The organism is Neorhizobium sp. LMR1-1-1.1, assembly GCF_040675795.1.
GTDB classification, from domain to species: Bacteria; Pseudomonadota; Alphaproteobacteria; order Rhizobiales; family Rhizobiaceae; genus Neorhizobium; species Neorhizobium cellulosilyticum.
This window is the reverse complement of sequence record NZ_JBEGHE010000033.1, coordinates 12,062-27,034: the sequence shown is the minus strand read 5'-3', so window position 1 is coordinate 27,034 and position 14,973 is coordinate 12,062. Positions and strand designations below refer to the sequence as shown.

Sequence of the window (14,973 nt, the reverse complement as noted above, 5' to 3'; positions counted from 1 at the left end):
GACACGTCGCCTCAACGAATTGACAACAATACCTGCCTGCAGACCTCCTCGGAAGGGGGCGAGATCATCCCGGAATCACGGGGCGCAATCATCTCGGAACAAAGGGGCGGCTTCATCGGAATCAGCACTCTGTACCTGAGGACAACACTCGACAAGCTAACGACGAACAAGCCCGCTATCCCGATGAAGGGAAAGAACCTTGTGTTCGCGCAGCCAACTCTCATCGCAGAAATCCATTTCCGACGTTGGACGGATGACGGCAATCTGCGTCACGCCCCCTTCAAGGGTTTGCGCGAAGTACAGGATAATTCCGAGATCTTCGAGATGCCGAGTTAGCTAGTGCGCCAGCCGGCCGTACTTCTCACGACGTCTTCGGGAACAGCGGCGTTACATTTGTGGTTCCTGTGGCAGTGGTCAGCGGCGCCGTTCCTGCATTGCCCCGGTCCAAAGCATGCAAAATTTTGGCCAACCCATCAGCCTGGTGATAGTAGTCGGGTTTGTCCGGCAGCGTCAGATCGAACTCATTGCAGACCCTGGCAATCAAATCCATCGCCCGCGCAGCAAGCCGCGCATAGCCTTCCACGCGGCGCTCAAAGAATCCATCATGGTCCTTGCGGCCAAGATCCAGACTTTCAAGGGCGTTCTCCTGATTTCTGACCCGATTTGAGAACCACATGATCTCCTCGCCGAGGTCATCGCCGAGCGACTGCCAATCAACGTCCTTAGGAAGGTTCAGAACAGGCTCGGGCAGATGAAACGCGAACTCAACCTGATCCGCCGGGTTGAATTCGGGTTTGTCGTGGACGGCCGCGTAACAGGCGCCAACATAATCGTCGAGCGCCAGGACAGTCAGCATCGCGAGGTTGCGAGCATTTCTGTTCTTCTGTCCAATGCGGAAGAGAGCTGGCATTTTCGCTAAGGAGCCACTTGCAGCTCCAAGGGCAAAACTACCGCTCCCGATAAGCGCCCCCAATGTCACGAAGCCTTGCGTTGTAGTGAAGAAATCAGTCACCTAAAACCTCGTTTTCTTTAGCGATTAGGGCATCGACTCAAAGATCAGCGACCAGAGTCATTTATCCAGTGACAGTGTGCGCCGAAGACGATGGAAAGCAACGGTCACGGCTCTCAACAAGCGAAATCCACAGATCGCTGGACTTTGTTGTCACCTAGATGAGGCTTCGAAGGCGAGCGTTCAAGACATGTCCTTGCTCACCGAGTGAAAGAGAGCTGGGGCATCGCAACAATACCGATGTCGGCGCGTTGTGACGTCAGCAAATCAGGAGATTGGTTCGACGATCAAGTTTGCTGCGTCACCGCACTGATGCGACTATGGACAGCAAGCTGATAGATATGCTCCAGGAGAGCGCGGTCCTGGACCCGATCGTCAGCCAATGCCAGCAAGGACGCCCGGCAAATGCGTTTTTCTGAAGCGTGCTGGCAGTTGTACGTCACATACTCATAGAGTGCTGATCCCGTCAGCCCTTCCGAAATCCCCGAGATCATCGTGCCATAGACCGATTTCAACTTCTTTCCCATGGAACGCCCTCCCGTGAGATGCACGATGGCAAAACGCATATGCATGCGTTTGGTTCGCAAGAACCATCCTTACTACGATTCGAAGGCCGCAGCACGGTCAGGCGGCCCGCTTCATCACCTTGGCCAGTCGCTTGATTGCCTGCTCCAATGATCTCTGGCCGTCACAGTAATCCTGCCAGGCGGTGCTATCTTTCAAGAGGCCGGGCACCGTTCGGACTGTGAAGCGTTTGGGGTCGAGCCCCTTCTTCACCTGGCTCCAGTTCAGCGGCATTGAAACCGTCGCTCCCGGCCGAGCGCGAGGCGAAAGTGGAGCGACTGCCGTCGAGGTGCGGTCATTCCTGAGGTAATCAAGGAATATGCGCCCCTCGCGCTGCGCCTTCGACATCTTAATCAAATAGAGATCGGGATTATCACGCGCCATCTGCAGGCAAACATCATGCGCGAAAGCCTTTCCCTCGTCCCAACTGAGCTTCTTTCCTTTAGGCACGGCAAGCGGCGTCACCACATGGAGACCTTTGCCGCCGGTGGTCTTGCAGAAACTGACCAGGCCTAATTCTTCGAGCCGGTCACGGATTTCGCGTGCACCCTCCACCACAGTGTCGAAATCAACATCTGGACCTGGGTCGAGATCGAACACCAACCGACCAGGGACTTCCGGCTGATCGGGCTCGCAGTTCCAAGGATGAAGTTCCGCTCCACCGATCTGAGCGACGGCTGCCAAGCCCTCGACGCGGTCAATCTGCAGGTAAGGCTGCTTGTCACCCCTCACCTTCACCTGTTCGATAAGATTCGATGTGCCTTGCATGGCATGCCGCTGGAAGAACTGCTCGCCGCCGAGGCCGTCGGGAGTGCGAATGATTGAACAAGGTCGACCTTTGATGTGGTTGATCAGCCAAGACCCTACTGCCTCGTAATACTGGGCGAGATTGACCTTGGTGACGGGTTCGTTATCGAGTGCATCCGGCCACAGCTCTTTGTCGGGACTGGATATCAGAACTCCCATAACGTCGACCTTTGCGCCCTTCCGAAGACGGGACGGGGATTTCTTGGCCTGCGATGGTTTGGCGGCCGCCTCCGGCTGTGGCGTCTCAACTTCATCTGGTTCAGCCGGTTTTTCAGCCTCGACCTCCTTGGCAGGCTTATCTTCCCTCAGACCTTTGAATGATGCCTGCCGTACTTGCCCGTCAGCTGTCCAGCCAGCAAACTCGATTTCTGCGACCAACTCGGGCTTCAGCCACACGATGTTGGGTGACTTTTTCGGGGCGCCGATCCCTGTAAAAGGCGATTTCGCTGCTTCCAATTTCTGAAGCTTCGGCAATATCTGATCGACCACTTTCGCGCCGAACCCGGTCCCGACCCGGCCTACATGGACGAAATGGTTGCCCCGATAGACACCAACCAGCAGAGACCGGAAAGCGCCGTTGGTCGTGGCATATGCCCCGATAACCACCTCGTGGCCCGCTCGGCATTTTGACTTCGCCCAAGTATCAGTGCGGCCCGACCGATATGGAGCATCCGCCTTCTTCGAGACAATACCTTCAAGAGATAGGCGGCATGCCGACTTCAAAACAGCTTCCCCGCCCGTCTCGAAATGCTCGACGAAACGCAGAAGCGGATCATCAGCCGCCTCCGACAGCATTGCCGCCAACCGCTCTTTCCGATCAGCGAGAGCGTGATCGCGAAGATCCTCGTCGCCACCGTACAGAAGATCAAAGGCGAAATAGACCAGATCGTCGGTCTTCTCTTCTGAAATCGCGGCCTGAAGCGCTGCGAAATCCGGCGCCCCGTGTTCATCGAGAGCACAAATCTCGCCATCGATGATCGAATTCGGCAAGGCTGAAGCGGCCCCTGCGATTGCCGAAAATTTTGAGGTCCAGTCTAGCCCCTTGCGGGTTTTGAGCGTCGCCTTGCCCTCCTCGACCCTGGCCTGAATACGGTAACCGTCAAACTTGATCTCGTGGATCCATCCCTTGGCAGCAGGTGGACGGGCCAGCGTCTCGCAGAGCTGTGGAGCAATAAAGTCAGGCAACGCCGTTTTCGCCGGAGCCTTAGCATTCTTTGTCGGCTTTACTATAGTCTTCGTACCCGCTTTCCGCTCCTCAGCAGCCAGACCTTCGCTGCTGTCCCAGACCGCGTCAGCCTCGACAGTCGCCCCCTCTGTCATGAAGGGTTTGGGCTTTCGGCCCTTCCCGGCCGCAATAGCCTCCATGGTCCTGCCGGACGCGACGGAGGTTTCATTCTCGTTGAGCACTGCCGCACCGTCCTCTTCGACGGAATAGTCGTCGCGATGCTTGATCAACAGCCAGTTCGTTCGTTTCTCTCCTTCGCGTCCACGCATTCGGACCAGCACGAAGCTGCCGTGGAGCCGTTGACCCTCTAGCGTGAATTTGAAGTCACCTTTCGCCAGCGCTTGCTCTGGGCTTTTGTTTCCTTCGGGCTCCCAATACCCTCGGTCCCAGAGCATGACCGTTCCGCCGCCGTACTCACCTTTGGGGATCGTGCCTTCGAAGTCGCCATAGTCGAGCGGGTGGTCCTCCACTTCGACCGCTAACCTCTTATCGCCTGGATCAAGCGAAGGCCCCTTCGTGACTGCCCAGGATTTGAAGACGCCATCCATCTCGATCCGCAGATCATAGTGAAGCCGACTGGCGTCATGTTTTTGGATGACGAAGCGGCGGCGATTTGACTGCTTCACCAGTAGCTCGCCGCTGGGCTCAGAAGTCTTTTTGAAATTGCGTTTTGCGCGATATTTTGTGAGGGTATCAGCCATAGCGGTTCTCGGTGTCGATCAAGACACGGAATGCGTGAAAACGCGCGATTGTTCCTAGAATATTGGGACCGTCGCGAAATTTGCCCTTGTCTCCGAATGCCGGATGACTAGATTTCGCTCGTTTTCGAAACCTTCAGGGACTTCCAATGGCTACAGGTACGGTAAAATGGTTCAACACGGAAAAGGGTTATGGCTTCATTCAGCCCGATAACGGCTCGCCGGATGTCTTCGTTCACATCTCGGCCGTTCAACGTGCCGGGCTGCAGAATCTAAACGACGGCCAGAAGGTGAGCTTCGAGCCTACCCAGGATCGTCGCTCGGGTAAGACTGCAGCGGAAGACCTTCAAGCCCTTTAGAAAAGAGTTGGCCGCACTTGGATGCGGCCAGTTCTATCACTGGTTTGGTTCGAGAAGGATAATCAGCGTAAACGCGATGAAGCTGATCATCTATGGACTGAATCCCTCAACTGCTGTGGCGAGCCTTGGAAATTACCTCGCGGCGGTCGACGAATAAATCGACGGCGCCAGCTGCCTGCTCGGGTTGCGAGATCTTTGCATCGATTTCGTCCGGAAGCGCTAATGCCTGATCGAGGTTCATGATCCCGACTGGGACAAGGCCACCATCTGCCTCGACAGCCACTTCAACGACTTTCTTCCTGTCCATCACTTCCTCGCACGGGCTCATTTTGTCTGCGAGCAACTGACAATACCCAAGCTTGTTCCCTCTTGAAGAGTGGCGCCGTACTGGGTCACTGCGAGCTTCGTCTGGCAACGAACCGGAACGATCCTCCCCAGCGATTGTTTTACCGCCATTACGGAGGAACAAATCATGGTCACAACAGAGCCAAAAGACGGTGCAGCTGGCACGACCGATCAGTCCCCACGCTGGGAAGGACCGCAAGAAAACACTCCGCGTGGGTATCAAAAAGCAACGGATGATCCTGACCGGACAGAAGACGCGGTGGGCGAAACGAACGCTAACCCGAGGAAGACAAATCTGTCTGATGCTTTCAAAACAAAGGATGATTGATATGGCGAACCCGGAAGATGACGCAAAGGGCCAGTACGCGCCCTCTCAGGCCGATAAAAAAGCATCAGGCGTCCACAGCGCTAAGCCGACCGTTATTACTGGATCAGAGGACGCTACGTCCACCGCGATCCACCTGGTAAAAAAGCTGGAAAAGACTGGGATGTAAATTACGATCCCTCGGAACCGAATGAGGGGAACTTTAGGGGTTCTTGTTGATGTTGTTCGGTGGTGGCCAACAAGGAATGCGTGGTCACCTTGCGCGTTTGCCGAGTGCCCCCTCAAATCGGCATTCTGAACGTAAACGCGGTGTCATCCGAACTCACGGATATATTGCCCTCGGCCCCTTGGCGATCTCGGAAACGATGAAGTGTCCAAGGCCTAGCCCTTCCATACCGTTACCAGTTGACGCACCACCGCGCCGGAATGGCATAAAGAGTTTGTCGATGTCGGTCAGAGGGATCGGTCTGCCACCGTCACTGACTCTGACTTCGAGTTGTGCCCCGAACCGAATGTATCTGGGCAAACGGCTAATCCGGGGCCATAGCATCGGTGAGGCTGGAGAGCGGAGTGGGATAGAGATTTTTTTCGATCTCAGCCGTCATGGCGCAGCCAATTTCCTATCTGGACAGTGCGAATTCGATCTTCCATCCCCACTTTAATGCCTCGATGCGCTACGAAATAGCCACGGTGATCAGGGGCACTGGCGTTTCCTGCTTTTTCGTTCTCAAACAAACTGACGTCCCAAGCTTCGCCTTGTAGCGCATGAGCGGCTCCCCTTAAGCAATCACTCACGCGTCCATGTGCTATAACTCCATTGATCAATGGCTGTTCCGCTAGACCAAGCCGCGCTGGTGTAGCGCGGAGCCACAATGCCGGGATGAGTCTCCACACTTGCGAGCGAAAAGTCGGGAACGCTTTCAGGCGATGCCGGTTCGATCTTTCGAGGCGTGTGCCTCGAACAAAACAAATAGGGAGTGAACATCATGGCAAATCAAGGTGGCTCGCACGAGCAGCACGTCAAGGCAGGTCAGCAGAGCCATAAGGGCTCTAGTTCCGCCAAAGGAACTCCTGCTTCCAAGGCTGCAGCGGAAGCCGATGCAGGAACCTCGAATAAGAAATCGTCAGCATCCATGGGCAAACAAGGCGGGTCTCACGAACAGCATGTGAATGCTGGCAAGCAGAGCCACAAAAGCAGCCATTGATCATCGAAGCGAGGCTCGGATTTTTCCGAGCCTTTTTCCGTTCAGCATTTATCTTCGCCATCGGCTGGGCGCTGGTCTGCATCCCTGGACAATCTCAGCAATCGAAGCCGCTCCGTCTTCAATTCTCGCGCCTCTGCTTCTTTATCGAGGATCTCATAGGCCACCCGATCCGTTTCGTCTCTTTTCGCAATTTTGTCAGCTTGCTTCATTTAAGGCTCCGATTACCGTTCCAACTGACGTAGCGCGATAGGTCCATTTTCAAATGCTTGACCGATATTAAAGATTCAAATCTGACACCTGATAGTCTTAAGCGGTCAGACACTTGGTATCCAGATTGCTGTCATCGCCGTAAGCTGTCGCCGTCCCTCCTACAACGCATGTACCTACCCAGGCGCACACAACCGCGTCCAAAGCATCCTCAAACGCCTTCAATTCGTACGCTCTGGAGCTGAGGTCTGGTAACGGCAAGGCTGCGGCCACGCCTTTCACTCTGGTCTCCAGAAGCATGACAATACGCTCCCAAGTTTCGAACAGCTTCAGACGGCGGGCCATCGGAGCGTCATCGGGCCAGTATTTGCGAGATTTCGAGTGTTTGTAGGGAAGCCTGCGTGTGGCGGCTGACAATTCGATCAGGGCTGGATGAGGATACACCTCGATGAGGCCTGGCAACCTTCCTTCTGATGTAAGCAACGGGTACCCCTCCCGATCGAACCCAGCCGTCAGGTCGTCGCTCAATTTGCCAGGACGCAGCGCGCTCGGCGTGTGGGTGCCAGCGTGCCGTGAACCATATACCGATGAAACCATATTATCGGATGTCCTGCGCCCGATGATTGGCGCCGTCGACAGAGGCATATCAATCGCGACGATAGTGACCGGCTGCTGAGCTATCGCGAAAGATTTTGCCAGAAGCGCGTGGGGGTCAGGAACTGAACCGCGATAACTGACAGTCGTTGCGGAATTTTCTAACAGGAATGCCTGGTATGAGGAAGCAAGCTTGAGAAGTCGCCACCCCTCGGCATCGTTGATAACCAGAGCTACGCCGCTAGGCTCATGGAAGGTCCATGCGGCATCGATACCAAGAACTGTTGTCATTTAGCTGCGCTCGATGAGATATTCGTCCAATGCAACGCAGCGCCGCTAGATCGCCTGAGCGACAACCCCGTCCTGAGCCTGGCCGCCAAGGTGACTTTCAAGGAGCGCCAGTATCCGATCAAGACTGTAAGGCTTGGGCATCAAACTCCATCTCGGATCAACGGCATCACTGACATCACGACCAGAGGCAACGATGATTACCGTTCGAGGCGCCACGCTCGAAACCATGGCGGCCAGATCGAGCCCCGTTCGAGAACCGGGCATATCGACATCGGTTATCAGCGCATCGAAAGTCGGGTTCCGGCCAATGGCTGCTATAGCCTCCAAGACCGTGCCTGCTTGAACGACAAGATAGCCATCGTCAGTTAGGGCATCTACCAACATCAACCGGATAAGGATATCGTCTTCTGCTACAAGCACGGTACGCGAGGACATGGCAGGCTCCATCGTTGTCGATCATCCAACTCGTCCACGCCCGTTTCGATCAGCCCCAACCAAAGAGTATTTGCGAACATATTTAATAAAACCCGAATGAATAGGAAATGCGAGAGCCTACGAGCGAACCGGCGAATTGCATAGCTAGCGGAACGATTGACACGGAGGCGGGTTTTTGAACGAACCCGGGAGGAAGTCATGTCAACGAAGACCTTGAAAGAGCTTTCGAAGCAATTGCAGAAGATCGACTTCTGCATGTTGAACACCTTTCCCAATGGAGACTCACTCAGCAGCCGTCCGATGAGCAATAATGGTGATGTCGAATACGACGGCGACTCGTATTTTTTCTCTTATGCAGACACACAAAAGATTCGCCACATCGAGCACAGCTCTCACGTCGGGCTGACTTTCACAGCACCGCCCGGCTTGCTAGGCAAGCCCGGCATTTTCATAGCGGTCGACGGCAACGCCATACTGATAAACGACAAGTCCCAGTTCGAGGCTCATTGGGTGAGCGACCTCGACAGATGGTTCCCGGAAGGGATCGACACTCCCGGCATCTTGCTCATCAAAGTCTCGGCAATCGAAATCGAATACTGGGACGGCGAGGAAAACGGTCGCATATCGCTCCCGAAGTAACCGTCATACTAGGCCCTTTAGTCACGTTAGGATAAAGGCAATGAACCTAAAGCACACGCGAGTCCAGCATGAAGGCGCTGGTAATTGGATTGTAGATTTTCTTGGAGATGACGGCGAGGCCGTCTCCGTAAAGGTCCGCGAGCACAAATTGTCGAACCAAAAAGACGTGGTCGAACAGGCCAAGCGCATAATGATCGAGCTTACTGGGTTTGGAACCCGAGGCGGCAAGCCAACGGTAAACCAAAACGACGCTTTGAGTAAAGGTGATCTCGATAAACAAGAGACACCACCGAAAATCACACACTGATCTCGTGGACGCCAATCTGAAGATCGCGACCTACAACGTCAACGGCATCAATGGCCGTCTGGAAATCTTGCTTCGCTGGTTGAAAGAGGACAAGCCGGACGTCGTGTGCCTGCAGGAACTGAAATCCATGTCGTTCCCAGAAAAGGAAATTGGCCGTGCCGGTTACGGTGCTGCCTGGCACGGTCAGAAATCCTGGAATGGCGTCGCTATTTTGGCCAGAGGAGCGGAGCCACTCATAACCCGGCGCGGCCTTCCTGGCGAGCTGGACGACCAGCAAAGTCGGTATATAGAGGCTGCCATTGACGGCATGTTGATAGGATGTCTCTACCTTCCGAACGGCAATCCGGCCCCTGGGCCGAAGTTCGACTACAAGCTGCGCTGGTTTGAGCGGCTTCAAAGATATGCTGCTGATATCTTGGAACTTGACGTCCCTGCCCTTCTTGTCGGGGACTTCAACGTCATGCCGACTACTCTCGACGTATATAAGCCGGAGCGCTGGGCCGATGACGCTCTCTTCCGCCCGGAGGTCCGAAAGGCTTATGCCGACCTGATCAAGGAGGGCTGGACCGATGCGGTCCGACATTTACATCCTGAGGAGCGGATTTACACGTTCTGGAAATACTGGCGGAATAGCTTCGAGCGCGACGCAGGGCTCCGCATCGACCATTTTTTGTTATCACCGGCCGTTGAGCCTTGGTTGAGATCAGCTTCAGTGCGCAGGAGACCAAGGAGCTGGCCGCATACAAGTGACCATGCGCCCGTGATGATCGAGCTAGACGTGCCGCAAAGGTAGGGTTCAATGATGGGCACCTTCGAGCTTTCGATAACCAATGAAAAAGCTTTGGACTGGTTCAGAACGCTTGAGCCGGTCGACACGGCCGAAATGATTGGCCTTTGGAGAGGATCGGGCTGCCCATCCGGGCACCCACTGGACGGTGTTCTCGAAAACCTTGGGTGGTTTGGAAAATGCTTCCACCAGAATCTGCGGGCCGACGCCCTTCTCTTCGAAAAAGCGCCCCGCAAGCTCATCGCTATAGAGCCTGCATACTTTCCGATACGGTGGACTTTCGGTTTCGCGAGTATCGGGCGAAAAGCGTTTGCGCGTAGTTTGTTCCCACATATTACGCCCCATCTCCGTGCCCGGGGGACCACAGCCTTTCTCCAATCGCGTATGGACGACGAACTTATAACCGCCGCAATGGTCTATGATCGGCAGCCGATTGTAGATGTGTTCCGCCGGTCGAAACACGGGCAGATGATCGGCAAAATGATTATCGAAGGCGATCCGCGCCACTACTTTTTTGAACTAGCGAAAGTTGAGGGCTTTAGCTCGCCTATGACGTCTTCTTGAGAGCGCTCGGCTTGTGGGCTGCCTTCGCGCCGGTCTTCGAGCTTTCCACAATCATCTGAGGATCCGTTTTCGAAGCCTTTACCTCATGACCCTTGATTTTCGTCGGGGTAGTTTGCTTTTTGACGACTTTACCTTTGGTCTCACCCTGACTGGTTTTCCAGGAGACATGGTCGCCCTTTTTCAGATCTTCAGTCATCACGTCGCTCCGTTTTGTTGTGCCGACTAAACTCAGATGCTTTCTTCCTGTTCCGAAGCCAACAAATTAGGCGGCCGATGTTCGCGGTCTTGAAAGCTCAACTGGAAATCATCATCTGAACATAGAGAGAACTACTTAGTGAGCCGTCATGACGACGTCGGGGATTAAGCAGCTTTCCAGAACTTCCATCGATACCTTGTCGGCGATCAACCGGTACCGCCATCAGCGACGTTTGAGCAGCGTTGGTGGGTCGGCGACAAGCGTATTGCCGCCTCCACCGTTGCTGGTCTTGAGAGAAACGCCTACGTCCGCGAGATCGCTGTTAACGGCTCGCCCTATCTTGTCCTTACCGACGAAGGGAAGCGCCTGGTCGCAACTAGCGCGGAGTAATCAGTCAATCGTAGAGCCTTCCTCACTTGGCGGTGACGCGTAAAGCCCCAAGATCGCCGAACGCGCGGTGAAGTGCGGCAGTTTTGTTCGCGGATATGTCAGCGGACACTTCTATCTCGCCGCTAAGTTGAGCGTCGCCGCGCCCGTCTTCGTTCACTGCTGGAGCATCTCCGCCGCTGATGTCGGAGCCAGAAGAATTATCCTGTCCAACGGGCTGGACGAAAATGTCCGCTCGATCCACACCAACTTGCTGAACTAAATGCTCGACAGCAAGATCCGCTGCTTCACGCGTTTCGAAAGTGGCGATGATGGTCTTACTGCTGCTATCAGACATCGGTACCTCCTGTATCGGAAGCAAAAGCGTAAACTTCGAACTATGTTCCGGTGGATGGACATCATTGATTACGACCCCAAGATTGAGAGCCGGGCAGATACCATTTTCAAATGCAACGAAGTGAAATATAGCCATGGTCTCAGGAGGATGGAATGGCCCGCCCCCTCTTGTGAAGTTGAGTTTGGACGAACGCCGCATCATTTCGCGGATGCATGAGAAGAATATTAGTCAGGCTGAGATCACCGTACCCTTCCTCGCGACCGGTCGACGATCTGCCGGAAGCTGCGACAGAATTTCCGGCACGACTGCGAGGTTCCGATCGCGGAAGGATACTGGCACGTCACGGCGCATGGAATGGCATCTGACCGGCGGCCCGGATGTCGCAAGCTGTTGCGTGATTCAGTCAATGTGCTGCCGTTGTCGACTGCCTCAATGACGGCTGGTCGCCGGAACAGATTTCTGGTCGGCTGCGGCCTGTCAGTGGCGCAGCCGCCCGGCTGAGACATGAGACATGAGACATGAGACATGAGACATGAGACAATCTACCAGTACGTCTGTTCCCACGAAAGCCAGTATCAGCAGCTGGGCGGGCATCTGCCTGAACAGCGCTGCAAACGCCGATCGCGATACGCGCGTAACCCTGGTCCCCTTCCTTTTGATGGATCGCGTAGCAGAACCCGACGAGCGAGACGCTTGCATGATTCCCGTGATGTCAGGGTGTCATGTCATGTGTCTGATAGCGTCGTGTTCGTACGGTAACTTTTATAGATTATTGCAACTTTGCGTGGCTTCATGATCAGGAGGCATTATTAGCGCGCTGTTGAATTGCAGTCTTTGCTTGCCCCTCGGAACCACACGAGTGGCTATTTGTGTGCCCAGTTCCGTAATCTGTTATCTGAAAATATGGCGACTATATCGGTGGTCGAGATACAAGGGAGGCTAGTCTCTTCTCAACGACCTTTCTCTAGCCAATTGACATGTTGCTGCATCTACCGAATGCGATGCAGCCATCCAAATGATGTAAACAACCTGCGTCTGCCGCTGATAGAGGAATGGCGACGGTTACCTGCCGCCTCCTCCGCTCCTCATAATTTATGGAGATTGACGACCCGACAAAGGCTCCGTTTGGACGTATTGAGCGTTGCCGGCCCGGTCTCAGCAGGGCGTGCCCGCCTGTCCGGCGCCGGGGTTGGTACTTGTGTTGTTGTTCTGTTCAGACTGCGCAGCGCCCTGAGTGCCGCCCGGAGCACCGCAGTTCGTGTTCGAGCCACACCGATCAGCCCCTCGATTGCCATCGGTGTTGCTGCCGCCCGAATTGTTGCTGCCGGATGAGTTGCTGTCGCTGCTGGTTCCGCTGCTTTTTCCGCCGTTACCGCTATTATTGCCACCACTCGAACTCTGCGCCATTCGCCGATGTTGTAAGGCCAATCGATAGCGCTACTGCCGTGAGAGCTTTCATCATTTTGGTTGTTTCCGCTATCGCGCCCTACCGCAAGCGAACTTCCGGAGAGTAACAATGTTTCCCCGCTCATCTCGATGCGAAGCGAGAACAAGGAACTAATAGCTTTGTCGCTTGTTACCGTTATCTCAGGAGGCCTTTATGCGACCACAAGATGAGCCAAGCCTACAAAACCACACAGAACCAGTAGCAAAGCAGCAGCAGAAAGCGGTTTTCGGACGCTCTGCTTTGACGCTCCTGGCGATTTTAGCAGCTATCGCAGCTTTCGTGTGGATTGGGATTGCAGTTTACGGCATCAGCACCGGCACGTGAAAAGACATCCCGCCGAATTCAGGTATGGGCTCAGTCTAGTAGTAATCGTGCTTGGCATACGATGATCGCGAGTGCCGGATTTTGGATCTTCCTGATCCAAACGACTTGAACTGGTTTTCAGCCCCGTCGAACTCACCCTTGGGCTCGGGGCGATGTGAGTATGAGGATGATCGCCTCCGGGTACCTCCGATATTTGGGGCGTTTTCGATGCGGCGTCTAGCCTCGGCATTGCAATGTTGCTGCATTAGATTGCCCTGTTTGTAATACGCTTGGTACATGCCGCTTTGCCAAGATCCAAGCCCCACATGGTGTGTGAGTATTTACCAAACGCTTGGATTTGAGGGGCCTGGTTTAGGATTTCTGTCCGGTCCATTGGGCGAAGACATCGGAAAGCAGCGGTGAGGGCCACTCTCTCGTAAATGGAGTTTTTCTAACGCTATCTGCATCGAGGGAATGTCTTGGAAAAAGACGAGTTGCATTACTTTCAGCCAATCAGGCTGATCGTCGATCCCGTCACGAACGATGTCGTCATCAACTGCGTTGAGGATGCTGCTGATGAACTTCTCGGTAATTGGCCCGACAATGATAGCGACCGGTTCTATGCAGGTGACGCGTTCTGAGCCACATTCCCGACTGGTATGGTTATTGCTCCTTGATCGTAAGGCAAGATGAACAGAAAGATTGCGTCTTGAAACAAAACATGCCGCACGACTTCCCACCCGTCAGGTTGAAACTCAAGACGGGAATCGATGACATCATCATCAGTTCCGTCGAAGAAGCGGCCGAGGAGCTGCTTACCGATTGGCCAGGCGATGAAGGCGATCGATTTTATGAAGCAGTAAAGGCTTGCTTCGACTGCCTGCAAGGTCAATTGGGAACTGAAATAGTACGACAAGCATTTGTTCAGGCTGCCGTAGAGGCAGGCATTTCGGTCGAATTGGAAGCCGGCCAGCTTACCAAACTTGAAACTGAGACGAGCCGCGCACCGATGAACCGGTGAAATCGGATCACTGAAAATTCCGGCTTTTCACCTTCATAGTGTCGATATGCAGATCCCTGACTTAAAAGCTGCTTCTGGTGAAACAGTTCTGTGACCGTGTCCTCGATGACGAAACCGATACCGATGCTGTTCAAAACCGCGCCGAGCGCGGCTTCCCTGCTGTGTACGATAAGAGGGCCATCGACAACGACGTCGAACCATGTGCCGTTTTCGAAGAACTCCCAGGCATAGGGTGTTGAACGACCTGGCCAGCGCCAGCGTATGCATGGGTGTTGGAGAAGATCGCGGCGATGCTCCGGTTGCCCGTGGGTCTCAACATATTCCGGTGTAGCTACGGCCACCTGCCTTAGCTCGGGCCCGATTCGGACAGCGATCATGTTCCTTTCGATCACTTCCCCGACGCGCAAAGCCACATCGTAGCCTCCCGCCACCAGGTCAGTCGCCGTGTCGTCCACCGTCAGATCGACAACGACATCCGGGTAACGCTCGCTGAACGCGCCAGGATAGGCTCGATGTATTTGCGGGAGGCTGAACGGATTGCGTGAACGCGAACGGTGCCTGCGATTGATAGGCTCGCCCTGCGGGCCTGCTCGACCGCCGCTTTCAGTTCGAGCGCGGCAGGACTGGCGCGTTCGAAAAGGATGGTGCCCGCTTCGGTCAGGGACACGCTGCGCGTAGTCCTGTGCAAAACTGGGAGCCCACTGTTTCCTCGAAATTGCGGACTGTCTGGCTCAGAGACGATGGCGTAATGCCAAGCACTTCCGCGGCCCTGCTGAAACTCAAATGTTTCGCCACCACCAGGAAGGCCCGCAGTTGGTGCAATTCGTGGCTGGCAAGATGAGCGGTCATGGCTCTGGTTACCATTATGTGGCTGGGTTAACAAGTTTTGTTAGTTTGGATGATATTCTGAAGTTTGTTGAG

General features: G+C 54.7%; 24 protein-coding genes and 1 pseudogene. 12 read left to right on the top strand and 13 right to left on the bottom strand.

Translation table 11 applies throughout. From position 1 onward, the window contains the following. Nucleotides 1–336: ATP dependent DNA ligase (locus tag MRBLMR1_RS20150; RefSeq protein WP_500065875.1), on the top strand; the 336-nt coding region annotated here is incomplete at its 5' end. A 25-nt stretch (nt 337–361) separates the two neighbouring features. Here MRBLMR1_RS20150 and MRBLMR1_RS20145 read toward each other — a convergent pair. From MRBLMR1_RS20145 to ligD, 3 genes are all read right to left on the bottom strand, one after another. Next, the gene (locus MRBLMR1_RS20145; protein ID WP_148148717.1) at nt 362–1,012 is read right to left on the bottom strand and encodes a hypothetical protein; all 651 of its coding nucleotides are present in this window, start codon (nt 1,010–1,012) and stop codon (nt 362–364) included. 284 nt (nt 1,013–1,296) lie between these two features. Further along, the gene (locus MRBLMR1_RS20140; protein ID WP_206829573.1) at nt 1,297–1,536 is read right to left on the bottom strand and encodes a hypothetical protein; all 240 of its coding nucleotides are present in this window, start codon (nt 1,534–1,536) and stop codon (nt 1,297–1,299) included. Between the two features lie 97 nt (nt 1,537–1,633). Beyond that, the gene (gene ligD / locus MRBLMR1_RS20135) at nt 1,634–4,306 is read right to left on the bottom strand and encodes a DNA ligase D (protein WP_500065872.1); all 2,673 of its coding nucleotides are present in this window, start codon (nt 4,304–4,306) and stop codon (nt 1,634–1,636) included. A gap of 146 nt (nt 4,307–4,452) precedes the next feature. Between ligD and MRBLMR1_RS20130 the strand changes: the two genes are divergently transcribed. Then, nucleotides 4,453–4,662 (top strand): cold-shock protein, encoded by a 210-nt coding sequence (locus tag MRBLMR1_RS20130; protein WP_500065870.1) that lies wholly within the window; start codon nt 4,453–4,455, stop codon nt 4,660–4,662. Between the two features lie 106 nt (nt 4,663–4,768). On the opposite strand, the gene MRBLMR1_RS20125 is transcribed toward MRBLMR1_RS20130, so the two are convergent. Next, nucleotides 4,769–4,969 carry a hypothetical protein gene (locus MRBLMR1_RS20125; protein ID WP_500065868.1) on the bottom strand — a complete coding sequence of 67 codons (201 nt, stop codon included), beginning with the start codon at nt 4,967–4,969 and terminating at the stop codon, nt 4,769–4,771. Between the two features lie 165 nt (nt 4,970–5,134). On the opposite strand from MRBLMR1_RS20125, the gene MRBLMR1_RS20120 reads away from it, so the two are divergent. Next, nucleotides 5,135–5,335, top strand: a complete 201-nt coding sequence (locus MRBLMR1_RS20120) for a hypothetical protein (protein ID WP_148148713.1) — start codon at nt 5,135–5,137, stop codon at nt 5,333–5,335. A gap of 1 nt (nt 5,336) precedes the next feature. After that, a pseudogene (locus tag MRBLMR1_RS20115) lies at nt 5,337–5,551 on the top strand (hypothetical protein). Between the two features lie 103 nt (nt 5,552–5,654). On the opposite strand, the gene MRBLMR1_RS20110 reads toward MRBLMR1_RS20115, so the two are convergent. Next, nucleotides 5,655–5,882: an ATP-binding protein gene (locus MRBLMR1_RS20110; protein WP_500065866.1), complete on the bottom strand. Its 228-nt coding sequence runs from the start codon at nt 5,880–5,882 to the stop codon at nt 5,655–5,657. 436 nt (nt 5,883–6,318) lie between these two features. Between MRBLMR1_RS20110 and MRBLMR1_RS20105 the strand changes: the two genes are divergently transcribed. Next, the gene (locus MRBLMR1_RS20105; protein ID WP_148148710.1) at nt 6,319–6,537 is read left to right on the top strand and encodes a hypothetical protein; all 219 of its coding nucleotides are present in this window, start codon (nt 6,319–6,321) and stop codon (nt 6,535–6,537) included. A 41-nt stretch (nt 6,538–6,578) separates the two neighbouring features. On the opposite strand, the gene MRBLMR1_RS20100 is transcribed toward MRBLMR1_RS20105, so the two are convergent. The 3 genes from MRBLMR1_RS20100 to MRBLMR1_RS20090 all read right to left on the bottom strand — a co-directional run bounded on the left by MRBLMR1_RS20100 (nt 6,579) and on the right by MRBLMR1_RS20090 (nt 8,064). Continuing rightward, the gene (locus MRBLMR1_RS20100; protein WP_183688182.1) at nt 6,579–6,746 is read right to left on the bottom strand and encodes a hypothetical protein; all 168 of its coding nucleotides are present in this window, start codon (nt 6,744–6,746) and stop codon (nt 6,579–6,581) included. Nucleotides 6,747–6,843: 97 nt separating this feature from the next. Beyond that, nucleotides 6,844–7,629, bottom strand: coding sequence for a DUF429 domain-containing protein (locus MRBLMR1_RS20095; protein ID WP_500065863.1), 786 nt, complete (start codon nt 7,627–7,629; stop codon nt 6,844–6,846). 45 nt (nt 7,630–7,674) lie between these two features. After that, a complete protein-coding gene (locus tag MRBLMR1_RS20090; protein ID WP_206827490.1) occupies nt 7,675–8,064 on the bottom strand; it encodes a response regulator in 390 nt (129 codons plus the stop codon). A gap of 198 nt (nt 8,065–8,262) precedes the next feature. On the opposite strand from MRBLMR1_RS20090, the gene MRBLMR1_RS20085 reads away from it, so the two are divergent. From MRBLMR1_RS20085 to MRBLMR1_RS20070, 4 genes are read left to right on the top strand one after another with little or no spacing between them, the layout of a single operon-like run. Beyond that, a complete protein-coding gene (locus MRBLMR1_RS20085; protein ID WP_148148707.1) occupies nt 8,263–8,703 on the top strand; it encodes a pyridoxamine 5'-phosphate oxidase family protein in 441 nt (146 codons plus the stop codon). Between the two features lie 40 nt (nt 8,704–8,743). Then, nucleotides 8,744–9,010 carry a hypothetical protein gene (locus tag MRBLMR1_RS20080; RefSeq protein WP_500065860.1) on the top strand — a complete coding sequence of 89 codons (267 nt, stop codon included), beginning with the start codon at nt 8,744–8,746 and terminating at the stop codon, nt 9,008–9,010. 16 nt (nt 9,011–9,026) lie between these two features. Beyond that, a complete protein-coding gene (gene xth, locus MRBLMR1_RS20075; RefSeq protein WP_148148724.1) occupies nt 9,027–9,803 on the top strand; it encodes an exodeoxyribonuclease III in 777 nt (258 codons plus the stop codon). A 6-nt stretch (nt 9,804–9,809) separates the two neighbouring features. Then, nucleotides 9,810–10,361 carry a GXWXG domain-containing protein gene (locus tag MRBLMR1_RS20070; protein ID WP_500065858.1) on the top strand — a complete coding sequence of 184 codons (552 nt, stop codon included), beginning with the start codon at nt 9,810–9,812 and terminating at the stop codon, nt 10,359–10,361. Here the strand turns inward: MRBLMR1_RS20070 and MRBLMR1_RS20065 are convergent. Further along, nucleotides 10,345–10,557, bottom strand: coding sequence for a hypervirulence associated TUDOR domain-containing protein (locus tag MRBLMR1_RS20065; RefSeq protein WP_148148705.1), 213 nt, complete (start codon nt 10,555–10,557; stop codon nt 10,345–10,347). The genes MRBLMR1_RS20070 and MRBLMR1_RS20065 overlap by 17 nt on opposite strands. 412 nt (nt 10,558–10,969) lie before the next feature. After that, nucleotides 10,970–11,281 (bottom strand): hypothetical protein, encoded by a 312-nt coding sequence (locus MRBLMR1_RS20060; protein ID WP_206827487.1) that lies wholly within the window; start codon nt 11,279–11,281, stop codon nt 10,970–10,972. 1,600 nt (nt 11,282–12,881) lie between these two features. Between MRBLMR1_RS20060 and MRBLMR1_RS20055 the strand changes: the two genes are divergently transcribed. From MRBLMR1_RS20055 to MRBLMR1_RS20045, 3 genes are all read left to right on the top strand, one after another. Then, entirely contained in the window at nt 12,882–13,052 is a 171-nt protein-coding gene (locus MRBLMR1_RS20055) for a hypothetical protein (protein ID WP_183688196.1), read from the top strand. Nucleotides 13,053–13,510: 458 nt separating this feature from the next. Further along, a complete protein-coding gene (locus MRBLMR1_RS20050) occupies nt 13,511–13,672 on the top strand; it encodes a hypothetical protein (protein ID WP_500065855.1) in 162 nt (53 codons plus the stop codon). 68 nt (nt 13,673–13,740) lie between these two features. After that, the gene (locus MRBLMR1_RS20045) at nt 13,741–14,052 is read left to right on the top strand and encodes a DUF982 domain-containing protein (protein ID WP_500065853.1); all 312 of its coding nucleotides are present in this window, start codon (nt 13,741–13,743) and stop codon (nt 14,050–14,052) included. Here MRBLMR1_RS20045 and MRBLMR1_RS20040 read toward each other — a convergent pair. From MRBLMR1_RS20040 to MRBLMR1_RS20030, 3 genes are read right to left on the bottom strand one after another with little or no spacing between them, the layout of a single operon-like run. Continuing rightward, entirely contained in the window at nt 13,956–14,507 is a 552-nt protein-coding gene (locus tag MRBLMR1_RS20040; RefSeq protein WP_500065851.1) for a LysR substrate-binding domain-containing protein, read from the bottom strand. The genes MRBLMR1_RS20045 and MRBLMR1_RS20040 overlap by 97 nt on opposite strands. 2 nt (nt 14,508–14,509) lie before the next feature. Next, nucleotides 14,510–14,719 (bottom strand): hypothetical protein, encoded by a 210-nt coding sequence (locus MRBLMR1_RS20035; RefSeq protein WP_500065849.1) that lies wholly within the window; start codon nt 14,717–14,719, stop codon nt 14,510–14,512. Continuing rightward, entirely contained in the window at nt 14,710–14,901 is a 192-nt protein-coding gene (locus tag MRBLMR1_RS20030; RefSeq protein WP_286194945.1) for a LysR family transcriptional regulator, read from the bottom strand. The genes MRBLMR1_RS20035 and MRBLMR1_RS20030 overlap by 10 nt, the downstream gene beginning before the upstream one ends. Nucleotides 14,902–14,973: the final 72 nt, after the last annotated feature.

Coding starts and splice junctions, on each gene's coding strand:
- MRBLMR1_RS20095 (WP_500065863.1), bottom strand. CDS start 7,629: ATGACAACAGTTCTTGGTATCGATGCCGCATGGACCTTCCATGAGCCT.
- MRBLMR1_RS20140 (WP_206829573.1), bottom strand. CDS start 1,536: ATGGGAAAGAAGTTGAAATCGGTCTATGGCACGATGATCTCGGGGATT.
- MRBLMR1_RS20100 (WP_183688182.1), bottom strand. CDS start 6,746: ATGAAGCAAGCTGACAAAATTGCGAAAAGAGACGAAACGGATCGGGTG.
- MRBLMR1_RS20110 (WP_500065866.1), bottom strand. CDS start 5,882: ATGCTATGGCCCCGGATTAGCCGTTTGCCCAGATACATTCGGTTCGGG.
- MRBLMR1_RS20080 (WP_500065860.1), top strand. CDS start 8,744: ATGAACCTAAAGCACACGCGAGTCCAGCATGAAGGCGCTGGTAATTGG.
- MRBLMR1_RS20030 (WP_286194945.1), bottom strand. CDS start 14,901: ATGACCGCTCATCTTGCCAGCCACGAATTGCACCAACTGCGGGCCTTC.
- ligD (WP_500065872.1), bottom strand. CDS start 4,306: ATGGCTGATACCCTCACAAAATATCGCGCAAAACGCAATTTCAAAAAG.
- MRBLMR1_RS20090 (WP_206827490.1), bottom strand. CDS start 8,064: ATGTCCTCGCGTACCGTGCTTGTAGCAGAAGACGATATCCTTATCCGG.
- MRBLMR1_RS20130 (WP_500065870.1), top strand. CDS start 4,453: ATGGCTACAGGTACGGTAAAATGGTTCAACACGGAAAAGGGTTATGGC.
- MRBLMR1_RS20120 (WP_148148713.1), top strand. CDS start 5,135: ATGGTCACAACAGAGCCAAAAGACGGTGCAGCTGGCACGACCGATCAG.
- MRBLMR1_RS20055 (WP_183688196.1), top strand. CDS start 12,882: ATGCGACCACAAGATGAGCCAAGCCTACAAAACCACACAGAACCAGTA.
- MRBLMR1_RS20125 (WP_500065868.1), bottom strand. CDS start 4,969: ATGGACAGGAAGAAAGTCGTTGAAGTGGCTGTCGAGGCAGATGGTGGC.
- MRBLMR1_RS20105 (WP_148148710.1), top strand. CDS start 6,319: ATGGCAAATCAAGGTGGCTCGCACGAGCAGCACGTCAAGGCAGGTCAG.
- MRBLMR1_RS20065 (WP_148148705.1), bottom strand. CDS start 10,557: ATGACTGAAGATCTGAAAAAGGGCGACCATGTCTCCTGGAAAACCAGT.
- MRBLMR1_RS20060 (WP_206827487.1), bottom strand. CDS start 11,281: ATGTCTGATAGCAGCAGTAAGACCATCATCGCCACTTTCGAAACGCGT.
- MRBLMR1_RS20085 (WP_148148707.1), top strand. CDS start 8,263: ATGTCAACGAAGACCTTGAAAGAGCTTTCGAAGCAATTGCAGAAGATC.
- MRBLMR1_RS20070 (WP_500065858.1), top strand. CDS start 9,810: ATGATGGGCACCTTCGAGCTTTCGATAACCAATGAAAAAGCTTTGGAC.